At 55.2% G+C, this 20,794-nt stretch carries 14 protein-coding genes; 6 read left to right on the forward strand and 8 right to left on the reverse strand.

Annotated elements, in window-relative coordinates:
* Positions 1-10: 10 nt before the first annotated feature.
* The 6 genes from dmsA to lrp form a co-directional block, all read right to left on the reverse strand.
* A complete protein-coding gene (dmsA, locus tag ACMYSK_RS10600) occupies positions 11-2,449 on the reverse strand; it encodes a dimethylsulfoxide reductase subunit A (protein ID WP_434642791.1) in 2,439 nt (812 codons plus the stop codon).
* A 202-nt stretch (positions 2,450-2,651) separates the two neighbouring features.
* Positions 2,652-3,944: a serine--tRNA ligase gene (serS, locus tag ACMYSK_RS10605; RefSeq protein ID WP_434642794.1), complete on the reverse strand. Its 1,293-nt coding sequence runs from the start codon at positions 3,942-3,944 to the stop codon at positions 2,652-2,654.
* Positions 3,945-4,035: 91 nt separating this feature from the next.
* On the reverse strand, positions 4,036-5,379 hold the full coding sequence (locus ACMYSK_RS10610) for a replication-associated recombination protein A (protein ID WP_434642797.1): 1,344 nt from the start codon (positions 5,377-5,379) through the stop codon (positions 4,036-4,038).
* Between the two features lie 8 nt (positions 5,380-5,387).
* The gene (gene lolA / locus ACMYSK_RS10615) at positions 5,388-5,999 is read right to left on the reverse strand and encodes an outer membrane lipoprotein chaperone LolA (RefSeq protein ID WP_434642800.1); all 612 of its coding nucleotides are present in this window, start codon (positions 5,997-5,999) and stop codon (positions 5,388-5,390) included.
* A 122-nt stretch (positions 6,000-6,121) separates the two neighbouring features.
* Entirely contained in the window at positions 6,122-10,225 is a 4,104-nt protein-coding gene (gene ftsK / locus ACMYSK_RS10620) for a DNA translocase FtsK (protein ID WP_434642803.1), read from the reverse strand.
* A gap of 135 nt (positions 10,226-10,360) precedes the next feature.
* Complete coding sequence (lrp, locus tag ACMYSK_RS10625) at positions 10,361-10,855, reverse strand: leucine-responsive transcriptional regulator Lrp (RefSeq protein WP_000228469.1); 495 nt, start codon at positions 10,853-10,855, stop codon at positions 10,361-10,363.
* 534 nt (positions 10,856-11,389) lie between these two features.
* Here lrp and trxB point away from each other — a divergent pair.
* The 5 genes from trxB to infA all read left to right on the forward strand — a co-directional run bounded on the left by trxB (position 11,390) and on the right by infA (position 17,421).
* Positions 11,390-12,358 (forward strand): thioredoxin-disulfide reductase, encoded by a 969-nt coding sequence (gene trxB, locus ACMYSK_RS10630; RefSeq protein ID WP_434642806.1) that lies wholly within the window; start codon positions 11,390-11,392, stop codon positions 12,356-12,358.
* Between the two features lie 114 nt (positions 12,359-12,472).
* A complete protein-coding gene (gene cydD / locus ACMYSK_RS10635) occupies positions 12,473-14,239 on the forward strand; it encodes a heme ABC transporter permease/ATP-binding protein CydD (protein ID WP_434642809.1) in 1,767 nt (588 codons plus the stop codon).
* On the forward strand, positions 14,240-15,961 hold the full coding sequence (cydC, locus tag ACMYSK_RS10640) for a heme ABC transporter ATP-binding protein/permease CydC (protein ID WP_434642812.1): 1,722 nt from the start codon (positions 14,240-14,242) through the stop codon (positions 15,959-15,961). It begins immediately after the preceding gene.
* Positions 15,962-16,109: 148 nt separating this feature from the next.
* Positions 16,110-16,814: a leucyl/phenylalanyl-tRNA--protein transferase gene (aat, locus tag ACMYSK_RS10645; protein ID WP_434644029.1), complete on the forward strand. Its 705-nt coding sequence runs from the start codon at positions 16,110-16,112 to the stop codon at positions 16,812-16,814.
* A gap of 388 nt (positions 16,815-17,202) precedes the next feature.
* Positions 17,203-17,421, forward strand: coding sequence for a translation initiation factor IF-1 (infA, locus tag ACMYSK_RS10650; RefSeq protein ID WP_002211347.1), 219 nt, complete (start codon positions 17,203-17,205; stop codon positions 17,419-17,421).
* Positions 17,422-17,551: 130 nt separating this feature from the next.
* Here the strand turns inward: infA and clpA are convergent, their stop codons facing one another.
* Both clpA and clpS read right to left on the reverse strand, forming a co-directional pair.
* On the reverse strand, positions 17,552-19,831 hold the full coding sequence (gene clpA, locus ACMYSK_RS10655; RefSeq protein WP_434642814.1) for an ATP-dependent Clp protease ATP-binding subunit ClpA: 2,280 nt from the start codon (positions 19,829-19,831) through the stop codon (positions 17,552-17,554).
* A 30-nt stretch (positions 19,832-19,861) separates the two neighbouring features.
* Positions 19,862-20,179, reverse strand: a complete 318-nt coding sequence (clpS, locus tag ACMYSK_RS10660; RefSeq protein WP_434642817.1) for an ATP-dependent Clp protease adapter ClpS — start codon at positions 20,177-20,179, stop codon at positions 19,862-19,864.
* 325 nt (positions 20,180-20,504) lie between these two features.
* Here clpS and cspD point away from each other — a divergent pair, with 325 nt between their 5' ends.
* Positions 20,505-20,726: a cold shock-like protein CspD gene (gene cspD / locus ACMYSK_RS10665; protein WP_004860015.1), complete on the forward strand. Its 222-nt coding sequence runs from the start codon at positions 20,505-20,507 to the stop codon at positions 20,724-20,726.
* The last annotated feature ends 68 nt before the right edge of the window (positions 20,727-20,794 follow it).

Raw genomic sequence — 20,794 nt, forward strand, 5'->3', positions numbered from 1 at the left:
CGGTTATTCCTTACAGCTTTTCAACCTGGACCAGGTTAGTGTGCGATGGGTTGCCTTTCGCCAAAGGCGACGGCCGTTGGGTGGTGAGCACGTTGATGCTCCCCGCCTGATCCACGCGTCCTGCGTCCGGGTTATACCAGGCGCCCTCACCCAGCGCGACCACGCCAGGCATCATTCGCGGCGTGACCTTGGCCTCGATATGCACTTCGCCGCGATCGTTGAAAATACGGATGCGATCGCCGTTAGTGATGCCGCGTTTTTTCGCATCGAGCGGGTTAATCCACATCTCCTGGCGACAGGCAGCCTTCAGCACATCGACGTTGCCGTAGGTTGAGTGAACGCGCGACTTATAGTGAAAACCGGTCAACTGCAGCGGGAATTTCGCCGTCAGCGGATCGTTATAGTTTTCAAAGCCCGGAGTATAAATCGGCAGCGGATCAATCACGTCGCCATCGGGTAATTCCCAGGTCGCAGCAATTTGCGCCAGCGCCTGTGAATAGATCTCAATTTTGCCTGACGGGGTTTCCAGAGGATTAGCCTTCGGATCGTCACGGAATGCCTTATAGGCAACGTGATGCCCTTCCGGATCGCGCTGTTTGTAAATGCCCTGCTTGCGGAAGGTGTCGAAATCCGGCAAATCCGGAATAGCCTTACGGGAAAGTTCATGCAGATAACGCATCCAGCCTTCCTGGGTGCGACCTTCGGTAAACTTCTGCTCCACGCCCATGCGTTTTGCCAGTTCCGTCGTCATGTCATAAATCGTTTTGCATTCAAAACGCGGTTTAATTACCTGATCGGTAAAGATGACGTAGGACATATTGCCGCAGGAAGCATCCAGTGCGAAGTCCATCTGTTCGGAAGCGGTGCAGTCCGGCAGCAGAATATCGGCATATTTGGCAGATGATGTCATGTGGCAGTCGATCACCACGATCATTTCGCACTTCTTGTCATCCTGCAGGATTTCATGAGTGCGGTTGATATCAGAGTGCTGGTTTATCAGGCAGTTGCCGGCATAGTTCCAGATCATTTTGATCGGTACATCCAGCTTATCTTTTCCGCGAACGCCGTCACGCAGCGCTGTCATCTCAGGACCGCGTTCTATCGCGTCGGTCCACATAAACATGGAGATACTGGTCTCAACAGGGTTGTCCAGCGTCGGCATACGTTCAAACGGCAGGTCGTATGACCCTTCACGCGCGCCGGTATTGCCCCCGTTAATGCCAACGTTGCCGGTCAGGATCGCCAGCATCGAAATAGCACGAGTGGCGATTTCGCCGTTTGCGTGGCGCTGCGGACCCCAGCCCTGGCTGATAAAGGCCGGCCTGGCTGTCGCAATTTCGCGTGCCAGCTGTACGATACGGTCGACCGGGATCCCGGTGATAGTCGATGCCCACTGCGGCGTTTTGGCAATACCATCGCTCCCCTGGCCGAGGATATAAGCCTTATAGTGCCCGTTGGCCGGCGCATCGGCAGGTAACGTTTTCTCGTCGTAACCTACGCAGTATTTATCGAGGAACGGCTGATCGACCAGGTTTTCGGTAATCATCACCCAGGCGAGTGCGGAAACCAGCGCGGCGTCGGTACCTGGACGAATCGGTATCCACTCATCTTCCCGGCCTGCGCCGGTATCGGTATACCGGGGGTCGACGATGATCATCCGCGCATTCGATTTTTGGCGCGCTTGTTCCAGGTAGTAAGTCACCCCGCCGCCGCTCATGCGAGTTTCACCCGGGTTATTGCCAAACAGCACCACCAACTGGCTGTTTTCGATATCTGACGGGCTGTTGCCGTCGGCCCAGCCACCATAGGTGTAGTTCAGTCCCGCAGCGATTTGCGCCGACGAGTAATCGCCGTAATGGTTAAGGTAACCGCCGCAGCAGTTCATCAGACGCGCGATGAGCGTTTTTCCCGGTGGCCAGGAGCGGGTCATGGTCCCGCCAAGCGTGCCGGTACCGTAATTCAGATAGATCGATTCGTTACCGTAATCTTTAATCAGGCGCTGCATATTGCTGGCAATAGTGTCGAATGCTTCTTCCCAGCTGATCCGCTCGAATTTGCCTTCGCCACGCTGACCAACGCGCTTCATTGGATATTTCAGGCGATCGGGATTGTAGACACGCCGACGCATCGAACGCCCGCGCAGACAGGCGCGAACCTGATGCAGGCCGTCATAGTTATCATCGCCGGTATTATCGGTTTCAACGTATTTAATTTCACCGTCAACCACATGCATACGCAGTGGACAACGGCTGCCGCAGTTCACCGTGCAGGCGCTCCAGGTGACCGTCTCATTCACGGGCGCCAGAGCGCTGGCCGCATGGGCAATGCGTGTAAAAGGTAGGGTAAATGCGCTGCTGGCCATCGCCAGACCGCCAATTGCCGTGGTTTTCATTAAACCACGCCGGCTTACTTCGGCAGCCAGTAAAGCATCGGGGGCTTTAATTTTCATGGATACTCGCTTTGGTTGCTCACAATTCACTGACAATCGTTATATAGTCAAATATATAACGAATTTAATTTTTTATAGTTTTTTATGCTGCTTTAACACAAAGGGAGTATGGGTGTAATCACCTGAAGGATTATTGCCCAGCATCAAGAAGGGGGTAAAAAAAAAGCGCCCGAAGGCGCTTTTGAGAAGGAGGTAAAAAAAATCAGCCGATAAATTCAAGGCCACGCATGTAGGGGCGCAGAATTTCCGGGATCTCAATGCGACCGTCAGCGTGCTGATAGTTTTCCATCACCGCGACGAGGGTACGACCTACAGCCAGCCCGGAACCATTCAGCGTGTGCACCAGACGCGTTTTCTTGTCCGATTTGCTGCGGCAGCGTGCCTGCATACGACGCGCCTGGAAGTCCCAGACGTTGGAGCAGGAAGAGATTTCACGGTAGGTATTCTGTGCCGGTACCCAGACTTCCAGATCATACGTTTTGCATGCGCTGAAGCCCATATCGCCGGTGCAGAGCGCCACTTTACGGTATGGCAGACCCAGCAGCTGCAGAACTTTTTCCGCATGGCCGGTCATCTCTTCCAGCGCCGCCATGGAATCTTCCGGGCGCACGATCTGCACCATTTCCACTTTGTCGAACTGGTGCATACGGATCAGGCCACGAGTATCACGGCCATAAGACCCCGCTTCAGAACGGAAACATGGCGTGTGAGCGGTCATTTTGATCGGCAGATCGTCTTCGTCGATGATCTCATCGCGAACGAGGTTAGTCAGCGGTACTTCCGCCGTTGGGATCAGCGCATAGTTGCTGCTGTCCGCTTCTTCTTCCAGCGGGCGCGTGTGGAACAGGTCGCCGGCAAATTTCGGCAGTTGGCCGGTACCGTACAGCGTGTCCTGGTTAACCAGGTACGGCACGTAGTTTTCGCTGTAGCCGTGCTGTTCGGTATGCAGATCCAGCATGAACTGCGCCAGCGCACGATGCAGACGGGCCAGTTGCCCTTTCATTACCACAAAACGGGAGCCGGTCAGCTTAACGGCGGCGGCAAAGTCCAGCCCGCCGTGCATTTCACCCAGCGTCACGTGATCGCGGATGTCAAAATCGAACTCGCGAGGCGTACCCCAGCGGCTGACTTCGACGTTGTCGTTTTCGCTTTTACCCAGCGGAACGTCATCGTGCGGAATGTTCGGGATGGTCAGGGCAATATCGCGGATCTCTGCCAGTAATACGTCCAGCTCGGCTTTCGCCGCATCCAGCTGTTCGCCAAGTTTATTGACTTCCTGGCGTAATGGCTCGATATCTTCCCCGCGCGCTTTCGCCTGGCCAATGGATTTCGATCGGGAGTTACGCTCCGCCTGCAGATTTTCAGTTTCAACCTGCAGAACTTTACGACGCTCTTCCAGAGCGCGCAGTTTATCTACATCCAGCTTAAAGCCCCGGCGTGCCAGTTTTTCAGCGACTGCGTCTGGCTCGGTACGCAGCAGATTGGGATCGAGCATGCTTATCCTGTGCTTATCGAATAAATAAAAGAAAAGTGGCCGCAGACTACGACCACCGGAATATCTGGATAACCTTACCGCAACGTCTCTGTTAGCGGTAGCGTTTTATGGGGCTATTTTGATCCTGTTCGGCAAGCCAGGCGAGCTTTTCGCCAATTTTCCCCTCCAGCCCCCGATTTGTAGGCTGATAATAACGAGTTTTGGCCATTTCCTGCGGGAAATAGGCTTCCCCGGCGGCATAAGCGTTTGGCTCGTCGTGGGCGTAGCGATACTCCTGCCCATAGCCCATTTCTTTCATCAATCGGGTTGGCGCATTGCGCAGATGTACCGGGACATCGTAATCCGGGCGCTCTCGGGCATCGGCCATCGCCGCTTTAAATGCGGTGTAGACCGCATTGCTTTTCGGCGCACAGGCAAGATACACAATAGCCTGAGCAATGGCGCGCTCGCCCTCTGCTGGCCCCACGCGAGTAAAACAATCCCAGGCGGAGAGAGCAACCTGCATCGCTCGCGGGTCGGCGTTGCCGACGTCTTCCGACGCAATCGCCAGGCAGCGGCGAGCCACATACAGCGGATCGCCGCCGGCGGTAATAATACGTGCATACCAGTACAGCGCAGCATCCGGCGAACTCCCGCGCACGGACTTGTGCAGCGCGGAAATTAAATCGTAGAAACGGTCGCCTTTATTATCAAAACGGGCGCTGCGCTCACCGGCAATTTCGGTCAGCAGTTCAGCTTTCAGAACCCGGTTGCCGGAAGCATCCGTTTCGGCCATATCGGCCATCATTTCCAGCGTATTCAGCGCCCGGCGCGCATCGCCGTTAACCAGCCCGGCGATTGCCTGGCGGGTGTCGTCCGGCAGCACAATATTTTGCCCGCCGTAACCGCGATCTTTATCGTTCATCGCCTGGGTAAGCACCTGCTCAATATCATCGCTGGTCAACGATTTCAGCAGATACACGCGCGCACGGGATAGCAGTGCAGAATTGAGTTCAAAAGAGGGATTTTCCGTCGTCGCGCCAATGAAGGTGATGGTGCCATCTTCAATATGTGGCAAAAATGCATCCTGCTGGCTTTTATTGAAACGATGGACTTCGTCGACGAACAGAATGGTGCGGCGCCCGGCATTGCGGTTCTGCCTGGCTCGCTCGATCGCTTCACGGATCTCCTTCACCCCGGAGGTCACCGCTGATATACGCTCGACATCGGCGCTGGCATAGCGAGCAATCACTTCAGCCAGCGTGGTTTTACCGGTGCCCGGCGGCCCCCATAAAATCATCGAATGCAGGTGCCCGGCCTCAATCGCCCGCGGCAAGGGTTTCCCCGGTGCCAGCAGATGCTGCTGACCAATGTACTGCGCTAAATTTTCTGGCCGCATACGGGCGGCCAGAGGTTGAAACGCATTGTCGGAAAAATCGAGCGACAGATTGCTCACATTCGCCTCTATTTACGTTGATCGTCCACCGTCACCCCTTTCGGCGGCGTAAAGGTGAACTTAGATGCATCGATCGCACCATTTTGCTGCGACTTCAGCTGGTAGCTGCTGCGCTGGTCATCCTGCTCAACCGCACTGAATTGATGAATAGTCCCGTCGCGGCCAACATTAATGGTGAATTGCTTCAGATTACCGCCGCCGCTTTTCGGCGTCAGGACAAAATCATCGCCATTTTGCTTAATATTGTACTGCTGCCAGTCGTTAGACTGGTTACGGGCAATCAGCATAAACGGCGTGTTGCTGGTGGCATCTTTAAGCCAGGTCACTGTCGCCTGTTCAACAAACGGGTTGTAGAACCACAGGGTTTTCCCGTCTGATACCAGGATGCTCTCATCCGGCTGGGTCATATGCCAGTTAAAGAGGTTCGGACGTTTGACCCACAGGTCACCCTGCCCGTCCTGCACGGCATTCCCGCTGCCATCGGTTACTTTTTGCGTGAAACTGGCGTGGAAGCTGCTCACCTTATCGAGGCGGCTTTTCAAATCGCTGGCGGCATCCGCCCAAACCTGGCTCACGACAAATCCAGACAGTAATGCACAGGTGATTGCGAGTTTTTTCATTGTTATTCCTTAATGTGCGTCACTCCCGACGCGGGAGCCTCTTCTGCCCCTAATTTAGGACCGCCTGACGCGGCGGGACAGCAGAATAAGCTGATTTTGCGCTTATTTACCCAACTTTGCACTTACTCAAAGGGGGGCGGTGCCAGTACTTCGCGGTTGCCATTATGGCCCTGCTCACTGACGATACCCTGCGCTTCCATCTGTTCAATAATACGTGCGGCACGGTTATAACCGATGCGGAACTGACGCTGGACGCCGGAAATAGACGCTTTACGCTTTTCGGTCACGAAGTTAACCGCCTGATCGAACAGCGGATCCAGTTCCTCTGCACCGTCAAAGCTACCGCTGCCGCCTTCACTTTCGCTATCTGAAGTGATGCCATCGACATACTGCGGACGCCCGCGCGCTTTCCAGTCCTGAACCACTGCGTGGACTTCCTGGTCGCGGACAAACGCACCGTGCACACGCACCGGCATGGTTGAATTTGGCCCGGAATAAAGCATATCCCCCATGCCCAACAGCGATTCAGCACCGCTCTGGTCGAGAATGGTTCGCGAGTCAATTTTACTTGATACAGTGAACGCAATACGCGTCGGGATGTTAGCTTTAATCAGGCCGGTAATCACATCAACCGACGGGCGCTGCGTTGCCAGCACCAGGTGAATACCTGCGGCACGCGCTTTCTGTGCCAGACGCGCGATCAGCTCTTCGACCTTCTTACCAACGGTCATCATCAGGTCGGCAAATTCATCCACCAGGACGACAATATACGGCAGTTTTTCAAGCACCGGATGGATGGCGTCCATACTATCACCCGGCTTCCAGTACGGATCTGGAATCGGGCGACCCATGCGCGCCGCTTCGGCGATTTTCTCGTTATAACCTGCAAGGTTACGCACGCCCAACGCCGACATCAGCTTATAGCGACGCTCCATTTCGTTCACGCTCCAGCGCAGCGCATTGGCGGCATCCTTCATATCGGTGACGACTTCGGTCAGCAGATGCGGGATCCCTTCATAGACTGACAGCTCAAGCATTTTCGGGTCGATCATTATGAAGCGCACATCTTCCGGCTGCGCTTTATAGAGCATGCTGAGGATCATGGCATTCACGCCAACCGATTTACCCGAACCGGTCGTACCCGCCACCAGCAGGTGCGGCATTTTCGCCAGATCGGCTACCACCGGATCGCCCGCGATATCTTTCCCCAGCACCACGGTCAGCGGCGATGGGTTATCGCGGAATTTCGCGCAGTCCAGCACCTCTCGCAAGTAGACGGTCTGACGCTTTTTATTCGGCAGTTCCAGACCCACGTACGGCTTGCCGGGGATCACTTCCACAACACGCACCGCAACGGTGGACAGAGAACGCGCCAGATCACGCGAAAGGTTTGAAATACGTGCCGCCTTCACACCCGGCGCCAGATTCAGCTCGAAGCGCGTAATCACAGGGCCCGGGGAGTAGTTCACCACGTCGGCTTTAATGCGGAAGTCGGCGAGGCGAGCTTCGACCAGGCGCGCCATCTGCTCCAGCGCAAAAGTATCAACCGGTTCGATCTCGGCCGGCGGCGGGGTAAGCAAATCCAGCGACGGCAACGGCGTAGTGGGTCGTTGCATCGGCTGACTGTTGCCGTTACGCATCAGCAGCGGGTGAATAAGGCTATCCTGCGGCTGAGGTGCTGGCTGCTGCGGCACTGGAACCTGAGAAGCCGTCTGCGGCTGATAGTTCTGGGCAGCATGCTGAGGCTGCACCTGCGGGTGCTGGGCCGGTTGATGTACCGGTTGATGTACTGGTTGATGTACCTGGGGCTGAACCGGCTGCTGGTACTGCTGCACAGGCGGCTGCGTTTCCGGCATTGGCGTGAACAGCGGTTCACTCGGGCCGTCATCGACCAGCGCTTTCATCGGCGAGAAATCGTAATCAGCAGGTGAGAATGGCGTTGCCCCCTGCGGCTGCTCGCTGCTATAGCGTTGCTGCTGAGAGGCCGCAAACTGACGGGCCAGTTCGGCTTCGGCCGCAGAGTCATCCTCTTCTTCATCCTGCTCGTAGACTTCACTGTAGCGCTGCTGCTGGGTTGCCGCAAACTGGCGCGCCAGTTCATCCTGCTCCAGCGCATCCACTTCTTCGTCTGTTAACGGCTCATCATCATAGTTCTGATCGAGTTCCGCTTTGCGCGCACGTTCCTCAGCCATACGTTGGGACGGTAGCTTAATGCCATACGATGCCAGCTCACGGCGCGTAGGGACGCGGACATGATTAGGCCGCGGCAGTTTTGGACCAATCCCCTCTTTTACCTGTACGCGCGGCCCACCAGACGCCGGGCTGAACAGCGGCGCAGCGGATGACATCGCAGAAGCCGCGGTCGCCGCCGCTGCTCCAGCCCCTGTCGCCTGGTGTACACCGGCGGCAAGCGTCGTCACCGCAGCCGCCTCGACCACAGGAGACGGCGGTGGCGTGACAGGCCGTGTTGCAACCGGGCTTGCAGGCTCCGGGATCGGTTGATACCAGGCCGCCAGTTGCTCGCGCTCACGCGCTCGCTTCTCTTCGACCTCTTCAAAATAATACATCGGCGGACGCTGCGGCTTCACATCTTCCTGCGGCGGCTCGGATGCCACGACAGGTGGATCCGGCTGATAGACCGGCTGCTGTACCGGCGCCTGCTCTGGTTGATACGCCTGATGCTGCGGGTAAGACGGCTCCGGCTGATAAACCGGCTGCTGTACCGGCGCCTGCTCTGGCTGATACGCCTGATGCTGCGGGTAAGACGGCTCCGGCTGATAAACCGGCTGCTGTACCGGCACCTGCTCTGGCTGATACGCCTGATGCTGCGGGTAAGACGGCTCCGGCTGATAAACCGGCTGCTGTACCGGCGCCTGCTCAGGCTGATACGCCTGATGCTGCGGGTAAGACGGCTCCGGCTGATAAACCGGCTGCTGTACCGGCGCCAGCTCTGGCTGATACGCCTGATGCTGCGGGTAAGACGGCTCCGGCTGATAGACCGGCTGCTGTACCGGCGCCAGCTCTGGCTGATACGCCTGATGCTGCGGGTAAGACGGCTCCGGCTGATAGACCGGCTGCTGTACCGGCGCCTGCTCAGGTTGATACGCCTGATGCTGCGGGTAAGACGGCTCCGGCTGATAGACCGGCTGCTGTACGTGTTCGACTACCGGTTCGGCCCACGCCTGTGGCGCCGCGGTTGCCGCTGCGGCCGAACCCAGTGGATCGGCAATGCTATGACCGTTCAACAGCGGATCGTAAGGGTCGAAATCACCCGGACGCGTCGCACTGGCGCCAGAGAACAGCACATCGTCGGCATCGCCTTGGCGTGCCGCGCTGGATCCGGAAAAGAGTACATCGTCCGCCGCAACGGGCGCGCCGTTTGCACTGAACTGAACATCTTCTTCGGCGTCGTCCATTCGTTTGCCGGAGAACAGCGCCGCGTCGGTTTTACGCCCCATCGGATTGGAGAATTTCTCCGCCAGACGCTGACGACGCGCTAATGCGCTGCGTAGAATGCGCGCGCGACGAGACTCCTGCGGCTTCGCAGAGTCGTCATAGTCGCCTTCATCATCCTCGTACTCATCTTCATCTACCCAGGTATCATCCCGACGGGTGCGGTTGCTGGCGAACGTGAGGACAGACAGAATCGCGCCGCCGAGTTTTTCGGCAATGCTCACCCATGACCAACCGGTAAACAATGTTAAGCCCGCGGCCCAGATGCACAGCAGCGCAATCGTTCCGCCGCTGCTGTGCAGCAGCGGTTGCAACGTCGTACTCAGCAAACTGCCGATCACCCCGCCAGAGGCGAAATACCAGATATCGTCGGCATTGATGGCGGCCAGGCCGCAGGAGGTCAGAATCAGCGCCAGCGCACCGATTAAACGTAGCGAAACGGCAAAGTAATCGATGTACTCGTCGTTGGTCTGATTACGCCAGGCGAACCAGCAACCGCCGATGATAATCACAGGGATGGTGTAAGCCATTACGCCAAAAATGAAAAATAGCGTATCGGCAAGCCAGGCTCCCGGTATACCGCCTATGTTGTGAATAGGCTCGTGCCAGGCCGTTTGCGACCAGCTAGGATCCGAGGGATTAAAGCTAAGTAATGCCGCCATCAGCCAGATGGCAAACAGGGAGCAAAGGATGAGTAACGCCTCAAGGAGTCGGCGCCCGCTGCTTAACTTGGTCAGTTTGACTTCTTTGTCTTCGGTGTATTCCTGGCTCAAAAAAGGCTCTCCAGGTATCAGGCTGTTTCCTGCCTGCTGCTAAAACGGACAACAGTGCCGGGTCACCCCGGCACTGTTGCTGTATGGATTAACAGGAGTGTAATCAAACTACATCGATTTTGCACCTGTTCCGTGTTAGCGCGTCTTAATTACCAGACGATTACTCTGCTTGACTTCTTCCATTACCACGTAGGTACGGGTGTCGTTCACGCCCGGCAGACGCAGCAGGGTCTCGCCCAGTAATTTACGATACGCTGACATGTCCGGCACGCGGGTTTTCAACAGATAGTCGAAATCACCGGATACCAGATGACACTCTTGAATTTCTTCAAGTTTTTGCACAGCGGCGTTAAATTGCTCAAACACATCCGGCGCGCCACGATTCAGAGTAATCTCAACAAATACCAGAAGTGATGCATCCAGATAATGCGGGTTAAGCAGCGCCGTGTAGCCCTGAATAAAACCTTGTCTTTCCAGTCGACGCACGCGCTCAAGGCAAGGCGTCGGGGAAAGTCCCACCCGTTTAGAAAGCTCGACGTTTGAAATACGCCCGTCTTTTTGCAGCTCATTCAAAATATTACGATCGATGCGGTCGAGATCTTTGCCAGGGCGCTTCTTGCTATCTACCATTATTATTGTCTCTCTGTATTCCTTCCCTACTCCTGTTCCGACTCAGGGCCTTCACTGCCCGAGTCCATCCTGTTCTTACTCGTATACGACATTGAGTAACCCAGGGGTACGTGAGAAGCCCGTTGCCTTACGGCAGCCACCGACATCACGCATGGCGTCTGTCCACACCATGCGTAGATTTCGCTGACCCGGATAAAAATGGCATTTGCGTGCATGAAAATTCGCCGCACGCGAAACACTGCTTTTTTTCTTCCATGAATGTTTTCGCAAAAGCACAGGGGATTGTCAAAGCAAAACATCGATTTTTAGTACAAGATGCCAGATATTCATTATCCACCCCCGGTGATTCTCATGTTTTCCTCTTATAATTGTCCCGCTGACAGTAGAATTAGTTATATTCTTCGCGCGTAAAATCACCAGTTCATTGGCTACCTCTATTGCACATATCGTTAACAAAACTGCTGCGCTCTTTTTTTACGACAACAAATTCCCTACAATCCAGCCCAATGTATGCCAATAAATTATGGGGATCTCATGGGCACGACCAAACACAGTAAACTGCTTATTCTTGGTTCTGGACCTGCGGGATACACCGCTGCAGTCTACGCAGCGCGCGCAAACCTGCAGCCGGTGCTGATTACCGGTATGGAAAAAGGGGGTCAGCTGACCACCACCACGGAAGTGGAAAACTGGCCGGGCGATCCCAACGATCTGACCGGGCCACTGCTGATGGAGCGGATGCACGAGCATGCAACGAAATTTGATACCGAAATTATTTTCGACCACATCAATAGCGTCGACCTGCAAAATCGTCCTTTCCGTCTGGTTGGCGACAGCGGCGAATACACCTGTGACGCGCTGATTATCGCCACCGGCGCTTCAGCACGCTATCTGGGGCTGCCGTCGGAAGAAGCCTTCAAAGGCCGCGGTGTTTCCGCCTGTGCAACCTGCGATGGGTTCTTCTATCGTAATCAGAAAGTGGCGGTCATCGGCGGCGGCAATACCGCGGTAGAAGAAGCTCTGTATCTCTCTAACATCGCATCCGAAGTCCACCTGATTCACCGTCGCGACGCCTTCCGCGCCGAAAAAATTCTTATCAACCGCCTGATGGATAAAGTTGCCAACGGCAACATCGTGCTGCACACCCATCGCACGCTGGAAGAAGTGACCGGCGATCAGATGGGCGTCAGCGGCCTGCGTCTGCGTGATACGCAGAATGCAGACAATATCGAGTCGCTGGAGGTTGCTGGCCTGTTCGTTGCAATAGGCCACAGCCCGAACACCGCCATCTTCGAAGGTCAGCTGGCGCTGGAAAACGGTTATATCAAAGTTCAGTCCGGGATCCATGGCAACGCCACCCAGACCAGCATTCCGGGCGTGTTCGCCGCGGGCGACGTGATGGACCACATCTATCGTCAGGCTATCACCTCTGCCGGTACCGGCTGCATGGCGGCGCTGGACGCTGAGCGTTATCTTGATGGTTTAGCCGACGCTTGCAAATAATCTTTACAAGTCAGTAACAAAGGTAAAGAAGGCGACGAAAAGTCGCCTTTATTTTTTCCTCGTTGTAACATTGCCGTGCCTAAAAACCCCATAACAACACCTGCTAAGTGCGCAATGAATAAAACCCGTCAAAAAGAGTTAACACGCTGGTTAAAAGATCAAAGCATTCTCTCCCGTCGCTGGTTGATGATTTCCCGCACGCTGGGCGTCATTAGCGGCCTGCTGATTGTTGGTCAGGCCTGGCTGCTGGCCCGGATCCTTCATCGCATGATTATGGAAAATATTCCGGCGACGGCGCTGGTATTGCCGTTTATCGTGCTGGTGCTGATTTTTGTTCTCCGGGCCTGGGTGGTATGGCTGCGCGAACGGGTGGGGTTCTATGCCGGGCAGAATATTCGCTATGAAATTCGCCGCAAGGTCCTTGACCGCCTCCAGCAGGCGGGTCCCGCATGGATTCAGGGCAAACCCGCGGGAAGCTGGGCAACGCTCGTGCTTGAACAAATTGACGATATGCACGATTACTACGCGCGTTATCTGCCGCAGATGACACTCGCCGCCAGCGTTCCGTTACTGATTGTTATCACTATTTTCCCGATAAACTGGGCGGCCGCGCTGATCCTTCTGGGTACAGCTCCCCTGATCCCCCTGTTTATGGCATTGGTTGGTATGGGCGCAGCAGATGCTAACCGCCGTAACTTTCTGGCCCTTGCCCGTCTCAGCGGCCATTTCCTCGACCGCCTGCGCGGTATGGAAACGCTGCGTCTTTTTCATCGTGGCGAAGCGGAAACGGACACTATTCGTGACGCTTCTCAGGATTTCCGTCAGCGGACGATGGACGTGTTACGTCTCGCCTTCCTCTCTTCCGGCGTACTGGAGTTTTTCACCTCCCTCTCCATTGCTCTGGTGGCGGTCTACTTTGGCTTCTCTTATCTGGGGGAGCTCAATTTTGGCCACTACGGCGTAGGCGTCACCCTGATGTCGGGTTTTTTGACTCTGATCCTTGCGCCGGAGTTTTTCCAGCCGTTACGTGATTTAGGCACGTTTTACCATGCTAAAGCCCAGGCTATCGGCGCCGCGGATAGCCTGAAAACATTTATGGAAAAACCGCTGGCACAGGAAAAACGCGGGGAGAAGATCCTCAGCGATAACGAACTGATTCATCTCGAAGCGCGCGATTTGATTGTGAAATCGCCAGAAGGCAAGGTTCTCGCTGGGCCACTGAATTTTACGCTCCCGGCGGGTAAGCGCGTGGTGCTGGTGGGGCAAAGCGGCTCAGGTAAAAGCTCGCTGCTGAATACATTGACCGGTTTTCTCCCCTATGACGGCTCGTTGATGGTCAACGGTATTGAACTGCGGGATCTTGATGTCAGCCGTTGGCATCGCCTGCTAAGTTGGGTTGGACAGAACCCGCAGCTGCCCGCCGCCACGCTGCGTGAGAACGTTCTGCTGGCCTGGCCGGAAGCCAGCGAAGCTCAGCTCCAGCTGGCCCTGGACAAGGCCTGGGTGAGCGAATTTGTCTCCCAGCTGCCGCAAGGAATTAACACGCCGGTAGGCGATCAGTCTGGCCGTCTGTCCGTCGGGCAGGCGCAGCGAATTGCCGTGGCGCGAGCGCTGCTGGTTCCCTGCAGACTGCTGCTGCTGGATGAACCTGCCGCCAGCCTTGATGCGCATAGCGAACAGCGGGTTATGCAGGCGCTCTTTAATGCGTCTTCGCAACAGACGACGCTTATGGTCACCCATCAGTTAGAAGGTATTGCCGACTGGGATGCTATCTGGGTAATGCAAGATGGGCAGATCGTCGAGCAGGGAACATTCTCACAGCTCTCTGCCGCCAACGGTCCTTTTGCCACTCTGTTAGCTCATCGTCAGGAGGAGATTTAAATGCGCGCATTATTGCCTTATCTGGCGTTGTACAAGCGGCACATCTGGCTGCTGACGCTCGGCGTGGTTCTGGCTATTGTTACCCTGCTTGCCAGTATTGGTTTGCTGACGCTGTCGGGTTGGTTCTTATCTGCTTCCGCCGTCGTTGGCGTTGCCGGTATTTACAGTTTTAACTATATGCTGCCGGCTGCCGGCGTCCGCGGCGCGGCAATTATCCGCACCGCCGGCCGCTATTTCGAACGTCTCGTCAGTCATGACGCCACTTTCCGCGTATTGCAGCATCTGCGCGTATTCACCTTCAGTAAACTGTTGCCGCTCTCCCCTGCCGGGCTGGCTCGCTTTCGTCAGGGTGAACTCCTCAACCGGGTAGTCGCCGACGTCGACACTCTGGACCATCTCTACCTGCGGGTAATCTCTCCGCTGGTTGGCGCACTGGTTGTTATCCTGGTGGTGACCGCAGGTTTAAGTATTCTCGATGTGACCCTGGCACTGACGCTGGGCGGTATTATGCTGGTGACCCTGCTGATCCTGCCGCCGCTGTTTTATCGCGCCGGAAAGCCCGCAGGTGAAAGCATCACACATATGCGTGGTCAGTACCGTCAACAGCTGACTGCATGGTTGCAGGGCCAGGCTGAACTGTTGCTATTCAGCGCCAGCGACCGCTACCGCAAGCAGCTGGAGAAAACCGAGCAGCGCTGGCAGGATGCGCAGCGTCGCCAGGCCGAGCTGACGGCGCTGTCTCAGGCGCTGATGCTGCTGATTGGTGGGGTAGCCGTGGTTGCTATGCTATGGCTTGCCTCCGCTGGCGTGGGTGGCAACAGCCAGCCCGGCGCGCTGATCGCCCTTTTTGTCTTTTGTGCGCTGGCAGCATTTGAAGCGCTGGCTCCGGTAACCGGCGCATTCCAGCACCTCGGGCAGGTCATTGCTTCCGCTCGCCGAATTACGCAGATTACTGAACAACAGCCGGAAGTGTCCTTCACACAAGGCGCGGAACAGTCTTTCGGGCAGGTTTCACTGACGTTGAACCAGGTGACCTTCAGCTACCCGCAGCAGCCTTCTCCGGCGCTGGAAAACATCTCGTTGCAGGTTACCGCCGGTGAACATATTGCCATTCTGGGGCGTACCGGCTGTGGCAAATCCACGCTGCTACAGCTTCTCACCCGCGCCTGGGATCCGGCTCAGGGCGAAATTCTATTCAACGGTCAGCCGTTAACTCAGCTTAATGAAGCTACGCTCCGTCGGGCTATGAGCGTTGTTCCTCAGCGCGTGCATCTGTTTAGCGCCACACTACGTGATAACCTGTCACTGGCCGCACCCAACGCCAGCGATGGCCGTCTGATGAAAGCCCTGGAACGCGTAGGGCTGGATAAACTGCTGGAGGATAGCGGTCTCAACGCCTGGCTGGGCGAAGGCGGCCGTCAGCTTTCCGGCGGCGAACTGCGCAGGCTGGCCATTGCCCGTGCGCTGCTTCACGATGCGCCGTTGATGTTGCTTGATGAGCCGACTGAAGGTCTGGATGCGACCACCGAAAGCCAGATCCTGGATTTACTGGCCAAGGTGATGGCCGAAAAAACCGTGCTGATGGTGACCCATCGTCTGCGCGGACTGGCGCGTTTTAATCAGATAATTGTCATGGACAACGGCAAGATTATTGAGCAAGGTAGTCACGCGGAACTGCTGGCTGCACAAGGGCGCTATTACCAGTTTAAACAGCGTCTGTAGACCGGCTATTTCACGCCGTTTTGCGTATATACTCAATGAGTTTCTGGCGTGCTGAAAAACGGTTCCGTTGTGCCCGGTGAGGTCACGGACCGTCCGCTTGAACACAGCGAATATATTGAACAATTGCCTGGTGCGTATTGAGGTCAAAATGCGTCTGGTTCAGCTCTCCCGTCAATCCATTGCCTTCCCCTCTCCGGAGGGGGCGCTGCGCGAGCCCAATGGCCTGCTGGCGCTCGGCGGCGATCTTAGCCCTTCGCGCCTGCTTATGGCCTATCAGCACGGGATTTTCCCCTGGTTTTCTCCGGGCGACCCGATTCTATGGTGGTCCCCCGATCCGCGGGCGGTACTGTGGCCCGAACGGTTTCATCTCAGCCGCAGCATGAAGCGTTTTCACCAGCGTTCCCCCTACCGCGTCACGCTGAACCATGCTTTTGGAGAGGTTGTTGAAGGCTGTGCCGACAATCGTGATGAAGGGACATGGATTACCTCCGGTATCGTCAAGGCCTATCATCAGCTCCATGAACTCGGTCACGCGCACTCGATTGAAGTGTGGCATGGCGATGCACTGGTGGGCGGCATGTACGGGGTGGCCCAGGGCGCGCTGTTTTGCGGTGAGTCCATGTTCAGCCGCGCGGAAAATGCCTCGAAAACGGCGCTACTGATATTCTGCCAGGCATTTATGCGCGACGGTGGGAAATTAATCGATTGCCAGGTTCTGAATAATCACACGGCGTCGCTGGGGGCCATCGAAATCCCTCGTCGCGATTATCTCGATGCGCTATCGGTATTACGCACCCGCCGTCTGCCGGAAAGATTTTGGGTACCCAGGGTGCTATTTACCGGCAATGTGTAAATGTTTTCAGCACATTTTTCACCGTGATGGTATAATTGCGCAGTAGAGTAGCTTCTGCCTGTTGCCCCGCCGCCGTTTGGGAATAATAAGAGTCAGATAACGCCCCCATCGTTCTGTCACTCCCCTTTACGTTTGCGCCTGCCATGCGGCTTATCCGTGTGCATTTCGGGCAATGCGCCAAAACTACTTCCATGATTTATACCCTTAACAATTTTGGATGCGTCAGGATGGCACTGCAAAGCGCCTGGCAGCGTCAATAACTATGTGACCGAGTGAGCGAAGGCAGCCTGAAAGATAAAGTGCACAAACGTAAACCTTTACTTACTCGCTGAACTTCGGCATTATCTTGCCGGTTCAAAACTACGGTAGTGATACCCCAGAGGACTAGATGGCCAAAGAAGACAATATTGAAATGCAGGGCACCGTACTTGACACGTTGCCTAACACAATGTTCCGCGTAGAACTGGAAAACGGTCACGTGGTAACTGCGCATATTTCCGGTAAAATGCGTAAAAACTACATCCGCATTCTGACGGGCGACAAAGTGACTGTTGAGCTGACCCCGTACGACCTGAGCAAAGGCCGCATTGTCTTCCGTAGTCGCTGATAGTTTTCCGCCCGTGTGGCGTCAGATGCCGAAGACCGGGATAATTCCCGGTCTTTTCATATCTGCAGCCGGCTAAATTCGGCATAAAAAAACCGGCCCACAGGCCGGTTTTTGCTAATACAGAGGGGGATTAATGCGCCGTTTCCGGTTTATGCTTCTGCGCACTCTGGAAATCATAAGTCAACGCACCCTTCTCTTTATCCAGCGCGACGGTAACCTGACCACCGTCCACCAATGAACCAAACAGCAGCTCGTTAGCCAGCGGTTTCTTCAGGTTGTCCTGAATCACGCGAGCCATTGGACGTGCGCCCATGGCCCGGTCATAGCCTTTCTCGGCCAGCCAGTCACGCGCTTCCTGACTCACTTCCAGCGAGACGCCTTTCTGATCCAGCTGAACCTGTAGCTCGACGATAAATTTATCCACTACCTGATGGATAACCGTCGTGGACAGATGATCGAACCAGATAATATTGTCGAGACGGTTGCGGAATTCCGGAGTAAAGATCTTCTTGATCTCATCCATCGCATCCGGGCTGTTATCCTGTTGGATAAGGCCAATTGACTTACGTTCGGTCTCACGCACGCCGGCGTTGGTCGTCATCACCAGCACCACGTTGCGGAAGTCCGCCTTACGCCCGTTATTGTCGGTCAACGTCCCGTTATCCATCACCTGCAGCAGCAGGTTAAAAACGTCCGGGTGTGCTTTTTCAATCTCATCAAGCAGCAGTACCGCATGCGGATGCTTAATCACCGCATCGGTCAGCAGACCCCCTTGATCGAAACCGACGTATCCCGGAGGCGCACCAATTAAGCGGCTGACGGTATGACGTTCCATATATTCGGACATATCAAAACGCAGCAGTTCAATGCCCAGCGCTTTCGCCAGCTGCACGGTCACCTCGGTTTTCCCAACCCCGGTCGGCCCGGCGAAAAGGAAAGAACCCACGGGTTTGTGCTCATGACCCAGGCCCGCACGCGCCATCTTGATCGCCTCGGTCAAGGCTTCAATCGCTTTACCCTGACCAAAGACCAGCATTTTCAGGCGGTCACCGAGGTTTTTCAGCGTATCGCGATCGCTTTGCGAGACGCTCTTCTCAGGAATACGAGCAATACGCGCCACCACGGACTCGATATCCGCAACGTTCACGGTTTTCTTCCGCTTGCTGGCTGGCATTAACCGTGCCCGCGCACCGGCCTCATCAATGACGTCAATCGCCTTGTCCGGCAGATGGCGGTCGTTAATGTATTTCACCGCCAGCTCCACCGCCGCACGCACTGCTTTCGCGGTATAGCGCACATCGTGATGCGCTTCGTACTTCGGCTTCAGGCCATTGATTATCTGCACCGTCTCTTCCACGGAAGGTTCGGTAATGTCTATCTTCTGGAAGCGACGAGCCAGCGCCCGGTCTTTTTCGAAGATATTGCTGAATTCCTGATAGGTTGTGGAACCCATCACCCGAATCTTGCCGCTGGAGAGCAGCGGTTTAATCAGGTTGGCGGCATCGACCTGGCCACCGGAAGCCGCGCCCGCACCGATAATGGTGTGGATTTCGTCGATAAACAGAATACTGTTGGTGTCCTGCTCAAGCTGTTTAAGCAGCGCTTTGAAGCGTTTTTCAAAATCGCCGCGGTATTTTGTGCCCGCCAGCAGGGAACCAATATCCAGCGAGTAGATGGTGCAATCGGCCATAATTTCCGGCACGTCGCCCTGAACGATCCGCCAGGCAAGCCCTTCGGCTATCGCGGTTTTACCGACGCCGGATTCCCCCACCAGCAGCGGGTTATTTTTGCGGCGACGACACAGAACCTGAATCGCGCGTTCCAGCTCTTTTTCGCGGCCGATCAACGGATCGATCCCGCCGACACGAGCAAGCTGATTAAGATTGGTGGTGAAGTTTTCCATACGATCCTCCCCGCCTGCTTGCTCTTCATTGCTGGGCTGGCTTCCGCTGTTATCGGAAGACTGGCTCGGCTCGTCTTTGCGCGTACCGTGAGAGATGAAGTTGACGACGTCAAGACGGCTCACTTCGTGTTTACGCAGCAGATAGGCCGCTTGTGATTCCTGCTCGCTGAAAATGGCAACCAGCACATTGGCACCGGTCACTTCGCTGCGGCCTGAGGATTGTACATGGAAGACTGCACGTTGCAGCACGCGCTGGAAGCTCAGCGTTGGCTGGGTGTCACGCTCTTCTTCCGTTGCGGGAAGAACGGGTGTGGTCTGTTCGATGAAGGCTTCAAGTTCCTGACGCAGCGCCACCAGGTCCACGGAACACGCTTCAAGCGCTTCGCGGGCCGAAGGGTTACTGAGCAGCGCCAGCAGCAAGTGCTCGACGGTCATGAACTCATGACGGTGCTCGCGCGCTCTGGCGAAAGCCATATTTAAACTGAGTTCCAGTTCTTGATTGAGCATAGGCACCTCCCCCAATTTTCACGCCTGTCTTCAGGCTTTCTCTAGCGTACACAGCAATGGATGATCGTTCTCCTTCGCGTATTCGTTCACCATCGCGACTTTGGTTTCCGCTACTTCTGCGGTAAATACACCACAAATCGCTTTACCTTGATAGTGAACCGTCAGCATCAGTTGCGTTGCACGTTCTACATCATAAGAAAAGAATTTTTGTAACACGTCAATAACAAACTCCATTGGAGTGTAGTCATCATTGAGCAATATCACTTTATACATAGATGGTGGTTTAAGCTCATTACGAACTTCGTCTTCTACCAGTTGATCGAAGTCCAGCCAATCTCTCTTACTCATCGTCAGTGTTCATCATCGGTTGCTGTTGCCAACAGGCGGTGGCCTGTCGATGACCAGAGGCTATGCACATCACAAATCTACAATAGATCATAGATAACTATCATCTATTACTTCCATCCGCGATGTCTGTCACATTCCCCGGCAATAGCGTTAACTGCTTCAAATTTTGACGCATTTTTCGCCTCCCACTACCGTCAATTGCTTGACGCATTTCCGTATTTCTCTAAATTGTACTGGCGAGAGTTGGCGAGCATTTGAACAACTCGTCACTCCACTACCGGTTCATTCCATCTTACTTATAAAGAATTACGAAGGATGTCGAAGTATGGAAATGGGTACTGTTAAGTGGTTCAACAATGCCAAAGGGTTCGGTTTTATTTGCCCTGAGGGCGGAGGCGAAGACATTTTCGCCCATTACTCCACCATCCAGATGGATGGTTACAGAACGCTAAAAGCCGGACAAGCCGTTCGGTTTGATGTTCACCAGGGGCCGAAAGGCAATCACGCCAGTGTGATTGTTCCTGTAGAAGCGGAAGCGGCTGCATAACTCTTTTGCTTCATTGTGTACATCCTGCCAGTAAAATGCCAGTCCTTCTGACTGGCATTTTTTTGTTT

This window comes from Klebsiella sp. I138 (assembly GCF_051131765.1).
GTDB lineage: Bacteria > Pseudomonadota > Gammaproteobacteria > Enterobacterales > Enterobacteriaceae > Klebsiella.